Here is a 16235-nt window from a genome sequence, read left to right as displayed (position 1 = left end):
CAACACCGGTCATCGGCCTGCGTCGCGAGCGCGAGGTGCTCACCGTGGCGCTGGCCACCGGCCGCCACATCGTGATCGAGGGCCCGCCGGGGACGGGCAAGTCCACGCTGCTGCGCTCGATCGCCCGCGACCACGGCAAGGACGTGGTGTTCGTCGAGGGCAACGCCGAGCTCACGCCCGCGCGGCTGGTCGGCGCCTTCGATCCCTCGCAGGTGCTCAACGAGGGCTACCACACCGCCGCGTTCGTCGACGGACCGCTGCTCACCGCCATGCGCGGGGGCGGCCTGCTCTACCTCGAGGAGCTCAACCGCGTCCCGGAGGAGACCCTCAACGTCCTCATCACGGTGCTCACCGAGGGCGAGATCGCGGTGCCGCGGCTGGGCACCGTCTCGGCCGGGCGCGAGTTCCGGCTGATCGCTGCCATGAACCCGTTCGACGCCATCGGCACGGCGCGGGTCTCGCAGGCCATCGCGGACCGCATGTGCCGGGTGGTCCTCGGCTACCAGGACACCGAGGCGGAGAAGGCGATCACCGGGTCGGTCTCGGGGCTCTCGGGCCCCGTCGTCGATCTGGCGGTGACGCTCACCCGCGCCACCCGCGAGCACCGCGACGTCCGCATGGGGTCGTCGGTGCGTGGGGCGATCGACCTGTCGCTCGTGCTCACGGGCCTGTCCTCGCTGCGCGGCGAGCCGGCGCTGCTCCGCGAGACCGCCCGCGACGCCGCCTACGCCGCGCTGTCCGGGCGCATCCGGATCGCGGACGGCGTGGACCGCACGCCCGAGTCGGTGATCGACGAGCTGCTGGAGCTGCACTGGCCCGCCGACGCTCCGGACACGCCGGACTCCGATGGGGGTGAGCCGGGAAAAGCTGACGGCCCGTCGCCGCAGGCGGCGGGCTCCCCGAAGCGCGAGCGGCCGCACCGCAACCGGGCCCCGCGCCAGCTGGGCCGCCAGGAGCTCGCCGCACGCCACGAGCAGTTCGAGGAGGTCTCCCCGGAGCTCGGGGAACTCGACCCCGAGGCGTTCGACGAGGCGATGGCCGCGGACCCCGAGGCCGCGGCGGCGCTGCTCGCGGACCTCGCCGTCGCGACGGACCGCCAGCTGCGCGCCGCGGCCCGCCGCCTCGCCGGCCGGGTGTTCATCCAGCTCGGCCGGGTCGGCCCCGCCCGCGCGCGCGGCACCCGCAGGCTGGGGCCGTCGCGGCGCCTCGACGGCGACCTCGACCTGGACCGGACGCTGGAGCGCTGGGACCCGGGCACGGGTGCCCGCCGCCCGGGCCCGGACGACCTCGTCACGCGCACGTGGTCGGCCCACCGGCGCGCGGTCTGCCTGGTCGTCGACATCTCCGGCTCGATGCACGGCCTCGCCGTCGCGCTCGCGTCCGTCGCGGCGGCGGGCGTCATCGTCGCGAACGAGCAGGGCACGCGGAAGCTGGAGCCGTCGGTGCTCGCGTTCTCCTCCGGCATCAGCGTCCTGCAGGCCCAGGGTGTGCGCCGGTCCCCGGAGGAGCTGCTCGGCGAGCTGGTCGCGTTGCGCGGGCACGGCACCACCGACCTCGCCGCCGGGCTGCGGGAGGCGGCCGTGCAGCTCGCGGGGGCGGCCGCGGACGAGCGCGTGGTCGTCCTGCTCTCGGACTGCCTGCACACGGCGGGCGACGACCCGGCAGAGGCCCTCGCCGGCATCGACCGCCTGCACGTCCTCGTCCCGCTGCCGTCGCCCGAGGCCGCGCTCGCCGCGGCCGCCCTGGCAGCGCGTGGCGGGGGGACGGTGCAGGAGGTGCGGCGGCTGGCGGAGGTGGGGCCTGCGCTGACGCGGATCCTGGCGTGAGCGGCCGCGGTGAGTGATCACCGCGGCCGGTACACCACGCTCGGATACGAGCGTCCTGCACCGGCGACGGTGATCATGACGCCCGGGCCAGGGTCGCGCACAGCTCCGCGACCACCGCGGGTCCGCGCCGCTCGAGGTCGTGCCAGGTGAACCGCAGGAGGTCCCATCCGGCCCGGACCAGCGCGTTCCCCTTGCGGCGGTCGGCCGCGAACCGCTCCGCGTCGACGTGCCACGCCCATCCGTCGACCTCCACCGCCACCCGCAGCGCCGGGAACGCCAGGTCGATCCGGTACGGGCCGAACGGGTGCCCGAGCACCCAACCGGTGAGGCTCGCGTCCCGCAGCAGGGCGACGAGCAGCCGCTCGGCGGCGGAGTCGGCGCGGTCGGCCGCGGCGACGAGCATCCGGTGTACGGCGGCGCTGCCCGGACGGCCGAGGTGGCGGCAGTGCGTCCGGTAGAAGGCCGCGAACCGGACGTGGCGCTGCAGCGCGCGATCCAGGAACAGCGAGTCGCCCGCGCCGGTGCGCAGCGTCTCCCACACCGCGAGCGGCTTCTGCACCAGGCGGATGCCGCCGATCCGGACGGTGTCCGCGCCGCGGTCGAGGTCGCGGCGGGTGGCGCGGATCCCCGGCCGCGGACGCGGGTGGCGGGCGGCGGGGACGACCAGGTCGACCACCGGCGGGGGGAGATCGACGATCCGGTGCCAGAACGCCGCCGCGGCACCGGAGACCACGGCGTCCTCCCCGGCCCACAGCCACGCCGCCCGGATCCGGCCCGCGGCGGTGAGCCGGTGCCCGCCCGCGAGGTAGACGGCGGGGTGCAGGCGGGTCCAGCGGCCCTCCCGCACCCACCGGCGCACCGTCGGGCCGGGTAAGCCTGCCCCGGCCGCCTGGGCAAGGGAGACGACCCCGTCCTGGGCCGCCAGGAGCTCGTGCACGGTGATCACGCGGCACAGGGTGGGCGGTGCGGTGGGGTCGGCGGGGCGGAACGGCGAAACTCGCGTCCATGATCGCCGTGGCAGGTACCTGGCGTCCGTATCCGATCGCTCCGTACCGGCGACGGTGATCATGGTCTGGCGCGGTTAGCCTCCCCTTGTGGGCACCCTCGTGAGCTTCCAGGCGCACCCGGACGACGAGTCGATCACCGTGGGCGCCACGTTGGCCAAGGCCGCTGCCGCGGGTCACCGCGTGGTGCTGGTCTTCGCCACCCGCGGTGAGCTGGGCGAACCGGTGCCCGGCGTGCTGGCGGTGGGGGAGCAGCTTCCGGTGCGCCGCTCGGCGGAGTGCTTCGCGTCGGCGGCCGCACTGGGCGCGAAGCGGGTGGAGTTCCTCGGCTGGACGGACTCCGGGATGATGGGCGAGCCCGCCAACGCCGAGCCGTACTGCTTCTGGCAGGCCGACGTCGAGCACGCGGCGCGTCGCCTCGCGGTGATCCTCGACGAGGAGGAGCCCGACGTCCTCACCGTGTACGACGACAACGGTGGGTACGGCCATCCGGACCACATCCAGGTGCACCGCGTCGGGAACCGGGCCGCGCGGCTCGCGGGCGTGCCCGTCGTGGCGCAGTCGACGTTCCCGCGGGAGCTCGTGCGGGCGCGGCTGGCCGAGCGGCTGCCCGAGGGCGTCGAGCCCCCGGCGATCGACGTCGACACCTTCGGCAAGCCCGAGGCGGAGATCACCCACCGGGTGCTCGCGGCCGGACACGCGGCGGCCAAGCGGGCGTCCATGCTCGCCCACCGCAGCCAGATGGCCGACGACCACTTCCTGCTCACCCTCCCCGACGAGGCGTTCGCCGCGATGATGGGCACCGAGCACTACGTCGTCGACCCGCTGCCGGTGGACGTGCCGGAGCTGTTCACGGACCTGTTCACCCCGGCGCGCTGATTTCGTCGCGGCCCGCGGCCCGCGGCCCGCGCCCAAGCGCCCCGCGCCCCGCGCCCCGCGCCCCGCGCCCCGCGGCACCGGCCCCGGTGCCGCCGCCCCAGGAGGGGTATCCCGCTCTGTGGGCGGAGGGCGTCGACCCGGTGGGTCGTACCGCCGATTGAGGGCCCCTCACACAAGCCTTCGACAACGAGTAGAGCTACGATCCTCCAGCAATGGCCGTACGCGATGGAGGCAGTGACATGGAGGTTGGGCCGTGACAGCCGTCGAGCCGCGCCCGATCACGACGACGCCGTACCCGGTGCGGCGGTCGATCAAGGGCGCCACCTTCCTGAAGATGCTCCACACGACGGACCCCAAGGACATCGCGATCCTGTACCTGGTCACGTCGTTCGCGTTCTTCATGATCGGCGGGGCGATGGCGCTGCTCATGCGCGCCGAGCTGGCCGTGCCCGGGGCCCAGTTCCTGTCGCCGGAGCAGTTCAACCAGCTGTTCACGATGCACGGCACGATCATGCTGCTGCTGTACGCGACGCCGATCCTGTTCGGCTTCGCGAACTACATCGTGCCGCTGCAGATCGGCGCGCCCGACGTCGCGTTCCCCCGGCTCAACGCCTTCTCCTACTGGCTGTTCCTGTTCGGCGGGACGATCGTCGTCTCCGGCTTCCTCACCCCCGGTGGTGCGGCGGACTTCGGCTGGTTCGCCTACACGCCGCTGTCGGACGCGATCCGCTCGCCCGGGGTCGGCGGTGATCTCTGGATCGCGGGGCTGGCCCTCGCCGGTCTGGGCACGATCCTCGGCGCGGTCAACTTCATCACCACGGTCGTCTGCATGCGCGCGCCCGGCATGACGATGTTCCGGATGCCGATCTTCACCTGGAACATCTTCATCACCGGTGTCCTCGTCCTGATCGCGTTCCCGGTCCTCACCGCGGCGCTGCTGGGCCTGCTCGCGGACCGCAAGCTCGGCGCCCACGTCTTCGACCCCGCCAACGGCGGCGTCATCCTGTGGCAGCACCTGTTCTGGTTCTTCGGCCATCCCGAGGTCTACATCGTGGCGCTGCCGTTCTTCGGCATCGTCTCCGAGGTCTTCCCGGTGTTCTCCCGCAAGCCGGTCTTCGGCTACAAGGGCCTGGTCTTCGCCACGATCTCGATCGCGGCGCTGTCCATCGCCGTCTGGGCGCACCACATGTACGCCACGGGCGCGGTGCTCCTGGCGTTCTTCTCCTTCATGACCTTCCTCATCGCCATCCCGACGGGCATCAAGTTCGTCAACTGGATCGGCACGCTGTGGAAGGGCAAGATCACCTTCGAGACGCCGATGCTGTTCGCGCTCGGCTTCCTCGTCACGTTCCTGTTCGGCGGCCTCACCGGCATCCTGCTGGCGTCGCCGCCGCTGGACTTCCACGTCTCGGACACCTACTTCGTCGTCGCGCACTTCCACTACGTGCTGTTCGGCACGATCGTGTTCGCCACCTACTCGGGCATCTACTTCTGGTTCCCGAAGATGACCGGGCGGATGCTCGACGAGACGCTCGGCAAGTTCCACTTCTGGACGACGTTCATCGGCTTCCACACCACGTTCCTGGTGCAGCACTGGCTGGGCAACGAAGGCATGCCGCGCCGCTACGTCGACTACCTGCCCTCGGACGGCTTCACGACGCTGAACGTGATCTCGTCGATCGGGGCGTTCGTCCTCGGTGCGTCCACGCTGCCGTTCATCTGGAACGTGTTCAAGAGCTACCGGTACGGCCGGGTGGTCACCGTGGACGACCCGTGGGGTTACGGCAACTCGCTGGAGTGGGCGACGTCGTGCCCGCCGCCGCGGCACAACTTCACCGAGCTGCCCCGGATCCGCTCGGAGCGCCCGGCGTTCGAGCTGCACTACCCGCACCTGGTGGAGCGCTACCGAGCGGAGGCGCACGTCGGCCGCGGGCACGCGCCGTCCGAGCTCGCGGCGCAGGGCGTCGGCGAGGAGTCGCAGCCGGACGACGACCCGCAGTCGCGCTGAACCCGCCCGGGGAGGCACCGGTGACCGCTGGAACAAGCGTCCTGATCACGGTCACCGGGCCGGACCGGCCGGGGGTGAGCTCGGTGCTCTTCGCCGCGCTCACCCGCCACGAGGTCGACCTGGTCGACGTCGAGCAGGTCGTCATCCGCGGCCGGCTCACGCTCGGCGTCCTCGTGGCGACGCGGCGGGACCCGGAGGAGCTGCAGGAGACGGTCGAGCAGGCGATGGCGAGCATCGCCATGCAGGTCGAGGTCTCGATGGCGGCCGCGGACACGCCGCCGGCCCGGCGGCACTCCACGCACGTCGTCACCGTGCTGGGGCAGCCGGTGACGGCGCGCGCGTTCACGAGGGTCGCGACGGCGATCGCGGAGCTGGGCGCCAACATCGACGCCATCCGGCGCCTCGCGGACTACCCCGTCACCGCTTTGGAGCTGCTCGTCTCGCAGGACCCGTCGGACCCGACCGTCTACCCGCCGGGCACTCTGCGCGCCCGGGCGTTGGAGGTCGCGCAGACGGCCGGGGTGGACGTCGCGGTGGAGCGGATGGGGCTCATGCGGCGCAGCAAGCGGCTCATCGTGTTCGACGTCGACTCCACGCTCGTCCAGGGCGAGGTGATCGAGATGCTCGCTGCCCGTGCGGGTGCAGAGGCGGAGGTCCGCGCCGTCACGGAGGCGGCGATGCGCGGTGAGCTGGACTTCGCAGAGGCGTTGCGGCGGCGGGTGGCGGTGCTCGAGGGGCTGCCGGTCTCGGTGCTGGACGAGGTCGCCGCCGAGCTGACCCTGATGCCCGGGGCGCGCACGACGATCCGCACGCTGAAGCGGCTCGGGTTCCGCTGCGGGCTCGTCTCCGGCGGGTTCACGTCGGTGATCCGCAGGCTCACGGACGAGCTGGGCATGGACTTCTGCGCGGCGAACGAGCTGGAGGTCGTCGACGGGAAGCTCACGGGCCGGGTCGTCGGCGAGATCGTGGACCGGGCGGGCAAAGCGGTGGCGCTCGGCCGGTTCGCGGAGGAGTCCGGCGTGGCGCTCACGCAGACGGTCGCGGTCGGCGACGGCGCCAACGACATCGACATGCTCTCCGCCGCCGGCCTCGGCATCGCGTTCAACGCCAAGCCCGCGCTACGGGCGGTCGCCGACACCGCGATCACCCACCCCTACCTCGACATCGTGCTGTTCGTGCTCGGCATCAGCCGCGACGAGGTCGAGCGGGCGGACGCCGCGGAGGGCCTCCTGCGCCGTGTCCCCATCGCCTGAACCCCGTCGAGAACGACATTGTGCTGATCCACAGGGCCCTGCAGGCTGCACAACGTCGTTCTCGACGGTGCTGGACGCGGTTGCGGCCCGGTACCCGGGGGTGAAGGCCGGGGTGATCCCACCGGAGGCGGACGGGCCCGTGCGCGCCATGGCGATGGTGCTGCACCTGGAACGCGACGCCCCGCCGCGCACGGCCGTCCTGGAGGCGGCGGCCGCCGCGGCGCTCGCCGTCTGCCTCGATCCCCGGTGCGCGCCGGGCGGGGAGTGGCACGAGGCCGTCGCGTCGTGGACGGCCGGCCGGATCCGCAAGATCGCCCGTCGGGCGCGTGGCGCGCACTGGGCGGCGGTCCAGGAGGTGCCCGGGGTGACGTGGGCGGTGCCGATCGGCGGAGGTGCCCCTGGCGGCGGACCGGCCGTCGCCGAGGTGCGGGCGCTGGTGCCCGGCCCGGTCGACGAGGTGCCCAAGGTCGTCTCCCGCCTGCAGATCGGTGGCACGGACCTGCCCGAGGACGAGCCCGGCCCCGTTCCGGACGGCGCGGTGGCGATCCACCTCAACCCGCGGATCGGGATGTCGGTCGGGAAGGCGGCTGCGCAGGTGGGGCACGCGTCGATGCTGTGGGCGGCGGTGCGCGGCGTCGACAGCATCGACGAGATGCCGCGCTTCGCCGTGCGGACGGCGTCGCCGGACAGGTGGGCGCAGCTGTGCGCCGCCGTCGGCCGCGACGAGGCCGTGGCGGTGCGCGACGCGGGCTTCACCGAGGTCGATCCGGGCACGATGACGTGTGTGATCGACGGTTGAGCTGACGCGCCCCCGTCGAGAACGGCGTTCTGCTGATCAACAGGGCCCCGTGGGCTGCACAACGTCGTTCTCGACGGGGCCCCCACGGGACCGGCACCGGGACCGGACCGCGCGGGAATCCCGCGACCGCCGTTCCCGTGTGACCATGGGCTGTTGATCGACCACGGAGGGTGGCTGTGGCGTCTCGGGGGTCCCGCAACGGCTCGTCCGTGCGCCGTCGGATGCTGGCGCGGCGGCTGCGGCTGCTGCGCGAGGCGGCCGGGCTGACCCTCGCCGACGCCGCACCCGCGCTGGACTGGTCGGTGAGCAAGCTGAGCCGCATCGAGATCGCCCAGGTCGGGGTGGACGTGCACGGCGTGCGCAGCATGCTCGACCTCTACGAGGCGGCCGACCAGTGGACCGAGCTGGTGGAGCTGGCCCGGGAGGCGAACCAGCGGGGCTGGTACCGGGCGTACGGGCTCGGCGACCACAGCTACGTCGGCTACGAGACCGAGGCCGTGCAGGTGCAGGAGTACGCCGCCGGCTTCGTGCCCGGGCTGCTGCAGGTGGCCGACTACGCGAAGGCGCTGTTCCTCGCCACGCCCATCCGGCGCAGCGCCGCGGAGCTGGAGCGGGAGATCGCGGTCCGGATGATCCGCCAGCGGCGGCTCACCGCGGCCGAGGACGAGCTGCGGCTGGTGGCGATCGTGGCCGAGGGGGTGCTGCGCAACCCGGTGGGCGGGCCAGCCGTGCTGGGCGCCCAGCTGGAGCACCTGCTGATCGCCGCCGAGCTGGACAACGTGTCCCTGCAGGTGCTGCCGGCCGGGGCCGGCGCGCACGCGGCGCTGGCGTCCGGGTTCTACGTGCTGAGCTTCGGCGACATCGGCGAGCCGGACATGGCCTACGTCGAGCACGCGCTCGGCGCGGTGCATCTGGAGAAGGAGGCGGAGGTGTCGCTGGCTAGACTCGCATTCGACCAGCTGCGGTCCCTCGCGCTGGCCCCGGCCGAGTCGCTCGCGCTCGTGGAGCGCGCGCTCGCCGAGTCGTAGGCGACACCGGAGGAGGGCGTCGTGCACCCCGACGGCCTGACCTGGCGGACGAGCAGCTTCAGCGGTGGCAACGGCGGGAGCTGCGTGGAGGTGGCGTTCCTGCCCGACGGGGGCGTCCTGGTCCGCGACACGAAGGACCGCGCACTCGCCCCGCACCGCTATACCGCCGCCGAGTGGGACGCGTTCGTCGCCGGTGTGCGGGCGGGGGAGTTCGACCGGCCCTGACGAGGGCGCCCTGACGAGGGCGCCCTGACGAGGGCGTCCGGCCCCGCACACCGGGCCGATCCAGGCCCGATGACCTGCATCGTCGGCTGATCGCCCGAGTCGTCCGCGACGAACGGTCGAATGCACCACTCGGCTTCGCGCCACGACCGTTCCCCGAGCGCCGTTCACTCGTTGGGGTCTTCGGGTGGTCGACACCGGGAGGTGGCCGTGGGGGATGCAGGTGGGCTGGTGGTCCTCGCCGTGGACGACGAGGAGCCGGCTCTGGACGAGCTCGCGCTGCTGCTGGGCGAGCAGCCGGGCGTCGGCACGGTGCTGCGCGCGAGCGACGCCGCGGAGGCGATGCGGATCGTCGACGGGAACGGGTCCCGCCCCGTCGACGTCGTCTTCTCCGACATCCACATGCCCGGCCTGGACGGCATGGAGCTGGCCCGCCACTGCGCCGGCCTCGCCGATCCGCCCGCCATCGTCTTCGTGACGGCCAACGACACGTGCGCGCTCGACGCCTACGAGGTGGGCGTCGTGGACTACGTGCTCAAGCCTGTGCGGTCGGACCGGCTCCGCCAGGCTCTGCGGCGCGCGCCCACCGGCCGCCGGGAGCGCCCGGCCGTCGCCGGTCGTCGGGAGCGTCCCACCGGGGAGGTCGTGGCGGTCGAGCTCGGCGGCCACACCACGCTCGTCCCGCGCGACGCGGTGCGCTGCGTGGTCGCGGAGGGCGACTACGTCCGCCTGCACACGCCTGCCGGGAGCCACCTCCTCCGGGTCCCGCTGTCGGTGCTGGAGGAGCGCTGGGCGGGTGCGGGATTCCTGCGGGTGCACCGCTCCTACCTGGTGGCCGCCTCCGCGATCTCCGCGCTGTGCCCGGAGGGCGACGGCCACGTCCTGGTCCTCGGCGCGGGGCCGCAGGCGATGCGGGTGCCGGTGAGCCGCAGGCGGATCTCGCAGGTGCGGCGGATGCTGCGCGGGGAGCACGGTCGCCGCAGCGCCTGACGATCCGGTCTCAGGCGTCCCGGAGCCGCCTCAACGCGCCGAGCACGGTGTCACGGTCCTGCGTCGGCCAGAACGGGGGCAGGGACGCCCGCAGGAAACCGCCGTAGCGGGCGGTGGCGAGGCGGGGATCCAGGACCGCGACGACCCCCCGGTCGCCCATCCCGCGCAGCAGCCGGCCCGCGCCCTGCGCGAGCAGCAGCGCGGCATGCATCGCCGAGACCGACAGGAAGCCGTTCGCGCCACGGGCGTCCGCGGCCCGCTGCCGGGCGGCGACCAGCGGGTCGTCGGGACGGGGGAACGGGATGCGGTCGATGATCACGCACGACAGGGACGGTCCGGGGACGTCCACGCCCTGCCACAGCGACAGCGTCCCGAACAGCGTTGTCGCCTCGTCCTCGGCGAACTTCTTCACCAGCAGCATCGTGGCGTCCTCGCCCTGGCAGAGCAGGGGGGTGCCGAGCCGTTCCCGCAGCGCCTCGGTGGCCTGTTTCGCGGCGCGCATGGACGAGAACAGCCCCAGCGTGCGGCCACCCGCGGCCTCGACGAGCCCCGCGATCTCGTCGAGGTAGGCGGGCGGGAGGCCGTCGCGGCCGGGTGGGGGAAGGCGCCGGGCGACGTAGAGGATGCCGGCCTTCGCGTGCTGGAAGGGCGAGCCGACGTCCAGGCCGGTCCAGCGGACGGTGTCGAGGTCGACGGCGTCCGTGTCGGGCCGACCGGCCTCCGACGTGGTGGCGTCGCCCGGAGCGGGACGGCCCTCCGGTGCCCCCGTTGCGGCGCCGGGGCCGCTGCCCGCGGTACCGGGGGCCTGCGGGGGCAGGCCCCACTGGCGGGCCAGCGCGTCGAACGAGCCACCCAGCGCCAGCGTCGCGGACGTCAGCACCACGGTGCTCCGTCCGAAGAGCCGCTCCCGCAGGAGACCGCCCACCCACAGCGGTGCGATCCGGACGACCCTGTGTCGCGCCGTCTCCGAGCCCTGCGACTGCGCGGATGCGCGCTCCGCCTGCGCACCGCGCTCGGCGAGCCACACGACGTCGCGGCGCTTCGCCGGGTCGGGCTCGTCGAACGCCCCCAGCAGGCGGACGGCGGTCTCGGCGATCTCGTCCAGCGCGGCCTGGGCGACCTTGCGGCCCGTACCGTCCTCCTCGCCGCGCCGCTCGCCGGACAGCGCCTGCCGGCACCGGCCCGCGGCGTCGCGGATCGCCGACACGGCGCCCGCGACGGGGCGCGGCAGGCTGTCCCAGCGGCCGGGCGGCAGGTCCTCGCAGATGAGCGCGAACCCCTCCCCGGCCTCGACGAGCCGGTCCGCGAGCGCCTCGTCGACGAGCTTCGCGCACCGCTTGCCCGCCGTCGTGACCATGGCCGAAGTCAGCTCCGCCGTGGCGACGCCCGTGACGCGGTCCACCAGCTCGTGCGCCTCGTCGACCACCACGACGTCGTGCTCCGGCAGCACGGGGCGACCCTCCAGCGCGTCGATGGCGAGCAGTGCGTGGTTGGTGACGACGATGTCGGACTGCCCGGCCACCGCGCGCGCCCGCTCCGCGAAGCAGTCCTCGCCGACGGGGCAGCGGGACGCGCCCAGGCACTCGCGGGCGCTGACGGAGACCTGGCGCCACACGGTGTCCGGGACGCCGGGGACGAGCTCGTCGCGGTCGCCGGTCTCGGTGTCGTCGGCCCACTCGTGGATGCGCTTGACCTGGCGGCCCATCGCGGAGACGGCGAACGGGTCGAACAGCTCCTCGGCGGGGTCCACGTCGTCCTCGGGGCCGTGGAGCTTGTTGAGGCACAGGTAGTTGCGCCTGCCCTTGAGGATCGCGAACGTCGGCGCCCGGCCGAGCAGCGCCTTCAGCGCCTTGGCGAGCTTGGGCAGGTCGCGGTCCACGAGCTGGCGCTGCAGCGCGATCGTGGCGGTCGAGACGACGACGGTGGCGTCGTCGGCCACGGCGTGGCGGATCGCAGGCACCAGGTAGGCCAGCGACTTCCCGGTGCCCGTCCCGGCCTGCACGGCGAGGTGCTCGCCGGAGACGATCGCCCGGCGCACGGCCGCGGCCATCTCGTCCTGGCCCTCGCGGCGGCTCCCGCCGACGGCGTCGACGGCGGCGGAGAGCAGCTCGGCGACACCGGCCGGTTCGGAGGGGGGCACCCGAGGGAGGCTACCGAGCGGCGCCGCGCGGCGCGGCCGGATGCGTCAGGACACCGCCCGGAGGACCGCTCAGACGATCTCGACGCCCGCCTCGCGCATCATCGCGATCGCGGCCGACGTCGTCTCCGGCGCCACGCCCACACACAGGGCCAGCAGCACGCGCGTGCGGAAACCGGACGCCACGGCATCCAGCGCGGTGGCGCGGACGCAGTGGTCCGTGGCGATGCCGACGACGTCCACCTCCTGCACGCCGCGCTCGTGCAGCCATTGGTGGAGCGGGACGCGGGCGTGCGCGTGTCCCTCGAACCCGGAGTACGCGGCCGCGTGGGCGCCCTTGTCGAACACCGCCTCGATCGGACCGACGTCGAGGGCGGGGTGGAACGACGCCCCGGGGGTGCCGGCGCGGCAGTGCGGCGGCCAGGAACCCGCGAAGTCCGGGGTGTCGCTGAAATGGTCGCCCGGTTCGACGTGGTGGTCGCGGGTGGCGACGACGTGGTCGTAGCGCCCGGCTCGCGCGTGCGGGCCGATCGCCGCCGCCACCGCCGAGCCCCCGGTGACGGCGAGCGAGCCACCCTCGCAGAAGTCGTTCTGCACGTCGACGACGATCAGCGCGCGCATGACGCCACGCTACCGGCGCGAACCCGAGAGCGTGTGATCACCGAGAGTGTGACGGCGGGCCCGGATACGAGCGCCGTGTCCCATTCCCGGCGATCATGCTCGGAACTCTCCGGCGCAGGCCGCGTCGGCCGAGGCACTGATCGACGACCCGCCGAGCCGATAGCGTGGCCGCCGTGTTCCTCCCCGCGCGCCTGCTCGACCCCGCCCATGCGGCGGCGGCCGTCCTCGTCGAGCGCGGCGAGACGCTCGCGGTCGCCGAGTCCTCGGCGGGCGGGCTGATCTCGGCGGCGCTGCTGTCCTTCCCGGGGGCGTCGCGCTTCTACCGGGGCGGGCTCGTCGTCTACACCCTTGACGGGGCCCGCACACAGCTGGCGGGGGCGACCACGCCCGCACCGCAGCCACTGCGCGGGGCGTGCGAGCCGTTCGTCCGCTACCTCGCCGCCGCGGCGGCCGAGCTGCTGCGGGCGGACCGGGCCGTCGCCGAGACCGGGGCCACCGGCCCCGCCGGCAACCCCTACGGCGACCCGCCGGGCCACGCCTGGGTCGCGGTCGCCCCGGGGCAGGCCGAGCACGTGCTCACCGGCAGCGCGGACCGCGACGCGAACATGGTGGAGTTCGCGGCCAGGGCGCTGGAGCTGCTGCGGCGCGCGCTCGGGGCGTAGATCGCCGCGGCGGGTACGCAACGTCCGCCGACGAGCGCCCTGCACCTGCGGTGGCGATCATCGCGGGGATCGGCGTCAGCCCAGGAACACCGTCGGAATCGCCGGCTCCCCGCGGGAGAGCTTCAACCCCTCCCACGGCACGGACACGAGCGCCGCCCGCAGCCGTTCCCGGGCCTCGTCCAGGCCCGGCAGGCCGTCGACCGGCCGGCCGTCGCGCATGAGCGCTATGGGCAGCACCTGGTCGTGGGGGCCCAGCTCGGGCACCACGGTGGCCGGGTGGACGACCTCCTCCGTCGCGGTGCCGGTGGGCCGGTGGCGGCGCACCGCGGACTTGCGCCCGCCCTTGGACTCCTTGGACGCGCTGCGCTTGGCCACCGGCCGCTCGTCCACCTCGACGAGCTTGTAGACCATCCCCGCGGTCGGGGCGCCCGAGCCGGTGACGACCGAGGTGCCCACCCCGTAGGCGTCGACCGGCTCGGCGCGCAGCGCGGCGATGGCGTACTCGTCGAGGTCCCCGGACAGGACGATCCGGGTGCCGCCGGCCCCCAGCGTGTCCAGCTGCTCGCGAGCCTGGCGGGCGAGCACGCCCAGATCGCCGGAGTCGATGCGGATGGCGTCCAGCTCGGGGCCAGCGACGGCGATGGCGTTCTCGATCCCGCGGCGGATGTCGTAGGTGTCCACCAGCAGCGTCGTCTTCGCCCCGAGGGTGGCGACCTGGCTCGCGAACGCCGCCCGCTCGTCGTCGTGGAGCAGGACGAACGCGTGCGCGGCGGTGCCCGCGGTCGGGATGGCGTGGCGGCGCTGCGCCTCCAGGTTCGACGTGGCCGCGAACCCGGCCAGGTAGGCGGCCCGGGCCGAGGCGACGGCGGCCTCCTCGTGGGTGCGCCGCGAACCCATCTCGATCAGCGGCCGCCCCGCAGCGGCCGTCACCATGCGGGCCGCGGCCGACGCGACCGCGCTGTCGTGGTTGAGCACCGAGAGCACGAGCGTCTCCAGCAGCACGGCGTCGGCGAACGTGCCGGTGACGGTGAGGATCGGCGAGCCCGGGAAGTACAGCTCGCCCTCCGGGTAGCCGTCGACGTCGCCCGCGAACCGGTACCCGGCGAGCCACTGCAGCGTCGGCTCGTCGACGACACCGGTGAGGACCGCGAGCTCCTCCTCGCCGAACCGGAACGCCTCGATCAGCTCCAGCAGCCGTCCCGTGCCCGCGACGACACCGTAGCGGCGGCCGTCCGGCAACCGCCGCGCGAACACCTCGAACACGCAGCGCCGCGCCGCCGTGCCGTCCGCGAGGGCCGCGGCGGCCATCGTCAGCTCGTAGCGGTCGGTCAGCAGTGCGGAACCGGCGACGGCGGTGCTGGTCATGACCGTGCAGGGTATGTCCCCGTGCGGGGCGGTGGGGCCAGGTGTCACCATGGAGCCATGGCCATGCCCCTTCCCACGCCCACGAGGCAGGTGGACGAGGAGACCGACAACGTCGCGGCCGCCGAGACGCCCTGGCAGGCAGTCGTGTGGAACGACCCTGTCAACCTCATGTCCTACGTCTCCTACGTGCTCCAGAAGCTGTTCGGCTACCCCGAACCGAAGGCGACCGCCCTGATGCTCGACGTGCACCACAAGGGCAAAGCCGCGGTCTCCTCGGGCGACCGGGAGAAGATCGAGAACGACGTCGCCAAGCTGCACGCCGCCGGCCTGTGGGCCACGATGCAGCGCACGTAGCCAGGGAAGGACGAGCGGTGAACGGCTGGAAGCGGTCGGGCCGCGGTGCGCGCAGCCGTCTCGTGGCGACGTTCGCCCCGCAGGAGGCGGCCGTGCTGCGGGGGCTGGTCGAGGAGGTGCGCCAGCTGCTCGCCGGCCGCGTCGCCGAGCACCCCGTGGACGAGCTGGCCGCCCTCACCGGGATGGCGACGGGGCCGTCCACCCGCCCGGACGACCGCGTCCTCGCCCGGCTGCTTCCGGACTTCACCCGCGACGATCCCGGCCTCGCCGGGGCCCTGCGCTCCCTGCACGAACCCGCGCTGATCGAGTCGAAGCAGGAGATGGTCACCGAGGTGCTCGACACGCTGCCGTCGCAGGGCGGCCGGGTCGAGCTCACCCCCGGGCAGGCCGACCGGTGGCTGGGGGCGCTCAACGACGTCCGTCTCGCCCTCGGTACCGCCCTCGACGTGAGCGAGGACATGCCCGAGCAACTGGACCCGGAGGATCCCCGGACCCCCCACCTGGGCGTCTACCACTGGCTCACCTACGTGCAGGACGCGCTCGTGCAGGCGCGGATGCGGGTGGGCTGACCCGGTCTGCGGCCGGGAGCGATGCGATGCTGCGGCCATGGGTGCCCGCCACACCGTCCGCGTCCGCGTGCGCAGCTACGAGCTCGACGCCAACGCCCATCTCAACCACGCGAACTACCACCGCTACGGCGAGCACGCCCGAGCCGAGCACTTCCTCGCGGCGGGCGCGTCGTTCGAGCGGTTGCTGGAGCACGGTCTGGGCTTCGTGCTCCTGGAGACCCACGTGCGCTTCCTGCGCGAGCTCTGCGCGGGTGACGAGGTGGAGATCGACTCCCGCGTCGGGTTCGGCACCGGCAAGACGTTCACGATCGACCACACGCTCACCCGCGCGGACGGGGTGGTCGCCTGCGAGATCACCTGCCGGATCGGACTGATCGACTCGACGGCGCGCCGGCTCGTGGCGGATCCGGTGGGGCGGCTGCGGGAGATCGCGACGGACCCGGGGGTGCTGGGGTTGTAGCTGCGTGCGCGACCGGGTGCCGCGTGTGAGACCGGGCTCGGCGGTGTGCGACCGCTCC

At 73.8% G+C, this 16235-nt stretch carries 16 protein-coding genes; 12 read left to right on the top strand and 4 right to left on the bottom strand.

From position 1 onward, the window contains the following. A partial coding sequence (locus AB7J25_RS17450) for an AAA family ATPase (RefSeq protein WP_428510286.1) occupies positions 1-1826 on the top strand: 1826 nt, incomplete at its 5' end. Positions 1827-1899: 73 nt separating this feature from the next. Here the strand turns inward: AB7J25_RS17450 and AB7J25_RS17445 are convergent. Then, positions 1900-2772 (bottom strand): type IV toxin-antitoxin system AbiEi family antitoxin domain-containing protein, encoded by an 873-nt coding sequence (locus tag AB7J25_RS17445; protein ID WP_428510284.1) that lies wholly within the window; start codon positions 2770-2772, stop codon positions 1900-1902. A 148-nt stretch (positions 2773-2920) separates the two neighbouring features. Here AB7J25_RS17445 and AB7J25_RS17440 point away from each other — a divergent pair, with 148 nt between their 5' ends. The 7 genes from AB7J25_RS17440 to AB7J25_RS17410 all read left to right on the top strand — a co-directional run bounded on the left by AB7J25_RS17440 (position 2921) and on the right by AB7J25_RS17410 (position 10009). Next, the gene (locus AB7J25_RS17440) at positions 2921-3709 is read left to right on the top strand and encodes a PIG-L family deacetylase (RefSeq protein ID WP_428510282.1); all 789 of its coding nucleotides are present in this window, start codon (positions 2921-2923) and stop codon (positions 3707-3709) included. 253 nt (positions 3710-3962) lie between these two features. Then, positions 3963-5717, top strand: a complete 1755-nt coding sequence (gene ctaD, locus AB7J25_RS17435) for an aa3-type cytochrome oxidase subunit I (protein ID WP_428510280.1) — start codon at positions 3963-3965, stop codon at positions 5715-5717. A 20-nt stretch (positions 5718-5737) separates the two neighbouring features. Continuing rightward, the gene (gene serB / locus AB7J25_RS17430; protein ID WP_428510278.1) at positions 5738-6970 is read left to right on the top strand and encodes a phosphoserine phosphatase SerB; all 1233 of its coding nucleotides are present in this window, start codon (positions 5738-5740) and stop codon (positions 6968-6970) included. Positions 6971-7037: 67 nt separating this feature from the next. Next, complete coding sequence (locus AB7J25_RS17425) at positions 7038-7769, top strand: peptidyl-tRNA hydrolase (protein ID WP_428510276.1); 732 nt, start codon at positions 7038-7040, stop codon at positions 7767-7769. 176 nt (positions 7770-7945) lie between these two features. Next, positions 7946-8797 carry a helix-turn-helix domain-containing protein gene (locus AB7J25_RS17420; RefSeq protein ID WP_428510274.1) on the top strand — a complete coding sequence of 284 codons (852 nt, stop codon included), beginning with the start codon at positions 7946-7948 and terminating at the stop codon, positions 8795-8797. A gap of 21 nt (positions 8798-8818) precedes the next feature. Next, the gene (locus AB7J25_RS17415) at positions 8819-9022 is read left to right on the top strand and encodes a DUF397 domain-containing protein (RefSeq protein WP_428510272.1); all 204 of its coding nucleotides are present in this window, start codon (positions 8819-8821) and stop codon (positions 9020-9022) included. A 207-nt stretch (positions 9023-9229) separates the two neighbouring features. Then, the gene (locus AB7J25_RS17410) at positions 9230-10009 is read left to right on the top strand and encodes a LytR/AlgR family response regulator transcription factor (protein ID WP_428510270.1); all 780 of its coding nucleotides are present in this window, start codon (positions 9230-9232) and stop codon (positions 10007-10009) included. A 10-nt stretch (positions 10010-10019) separates the two neighbouring features. Here the strand turns inward: AB7J25_RS17410 and AB7J25_RS17405 are convergent, their stop codons facing one another. Then, positions 10020-12149 (bottom strand): ATP-dependent DNA helicase, encoded by a 2130-nt coding sequence (locus AB7J25_RS17405; protein WP_428510268.1) that lies wholly within the window; start codon positions 12147-12149, stop codon positions 10020-10022. 69 nt (positions 12150-12218) lie between these two features. Beyond that, positions 12219-12767 (bottom strand): nicotinamidase, encoded by a 549-nt coding sequence (locus AB7J25_RS17400; RefSeq protein WP_428510266.1) that lies wholly within the window; start codon positions 12765-12767, stop codon positions 12219-12221. Between the two features lie 173 nt (positions 12768-12940). On the opposite strand from AB7J25_RS17400, the gene AB7J25_RS17395 reads away from it, so the two are divergent. After that, a complete protein-coding gene (locus AB7J25_RS17395; RefSeq protein WP_428510264.1) occupies positions 12941-13429 on the top strand; it encodes a CinA family protein in 489 nt (162 codons plus the stop codon). 75 nt (positions 13430-13504) lie between these two features. Here AB7J25_RS17395 and AB7J25_RS17390 read toward each other — a convergent pair whose 3' ends face one another. Then, positions 13505-14794, bottom strand: coding sequence for a nicotinate phosphoribosyltransferase (locus AB7J25_RS17390; RefSeq protein ID WP_428510262.1), 1290 nt, complete (start codon positions 14792-14794; stop codon positions 13505-13507). A 63-nt stretch (positions 14795-14857) separates the two neighbouring features. On the opposite strand from AB7J25_RS17390, the gene clpS reads away from it, so the two are divergent. Genes clpS through AB7J25_RS17375 form a run of 3 tightly spaced genes read left to right on the top strand, consistent with a single transcriptional unit; the run spans position 14858 to position 16177 of the window. Next, positions 14858-15148: an ATP-dependent Clp protease adapter ClpS gene (gene clpS, locus AB7J25_RS17385; protein ID WP_428510290.1), complete on the top strand. Its 291-nt coding sequence runs from the start codon at positions 14858-14860 to the stop codon at positions 15146-15148. Positions 15149-15165: 17 nt separating this feature from the next. After that, complete coding sequence (locus AB7J25_RS17380; RefSeq protein WP_428510260.1) at positions 15166-15717, top strand: DUF2017 domain-containing protein; 552 nt, start codon at positions 15166-15168, stop codon at positions 15715-15717. Between the two features lie 37 nt (positions 15718-15754). Further along, positions 15755-16177 (top strand): acyl-CoA thioesterase, encoded by a 423-nt coding sequence (locus AB7J25_RS17375; protein WP_428510258.1) that lies wholly within the window; start codon positions 15755-15757, stop codon positions 16175-16177. Positions 16178-16235: the final 58 nt, after the last annotated feature.

This window comes from Pseudonocardia sp., assembly GCF_050246655.1.
Taxonomy (GTDB): domain Bacteria; phylum Actinomycetota; class Actinomycetes; order Mycobacteriales; family Pseudonocardiaceae; genus Pseudonocardia.
The sequence above is the reverse complement of the archived record's forward strand: the minus strand, read 5'-3'. Positions and strand labels throughout refer to the sequence as shown.

Excerpts from the sequence above, each read along its gene's own strand:
- AB7J25_RS17400 (WP_428510266.1), bottom strand. The coding sequence starts at position 12,767 with ATGCGCGCGCTGATCGTCGTCGACGTGCAGAACGACTTCTGCGAGGGT.
- AB7J25_RS17390 (WP_428510262.1), bottom strand. The coding sequence starts at position 14,794 with ATGACCAGCACCGCCGTCGCCGGTTCCGCACTGCTGACCGACCGCTAC.
- clpS (WP_428510290.1), top strand. The coding sequence starts at position 14,858 with ATGCCCCTTCCCACGCCCACGAGGCAGGTGGACGAGGAGACCGACAAC.
- AB7J25_RS17375 (WP_428510258.1), top strand. The coding sequence starts at position 15,755 with ATGGGTGCCCGCCACACCGTCCGCGTCCGCGTGCGCAGCTACGAGCTC.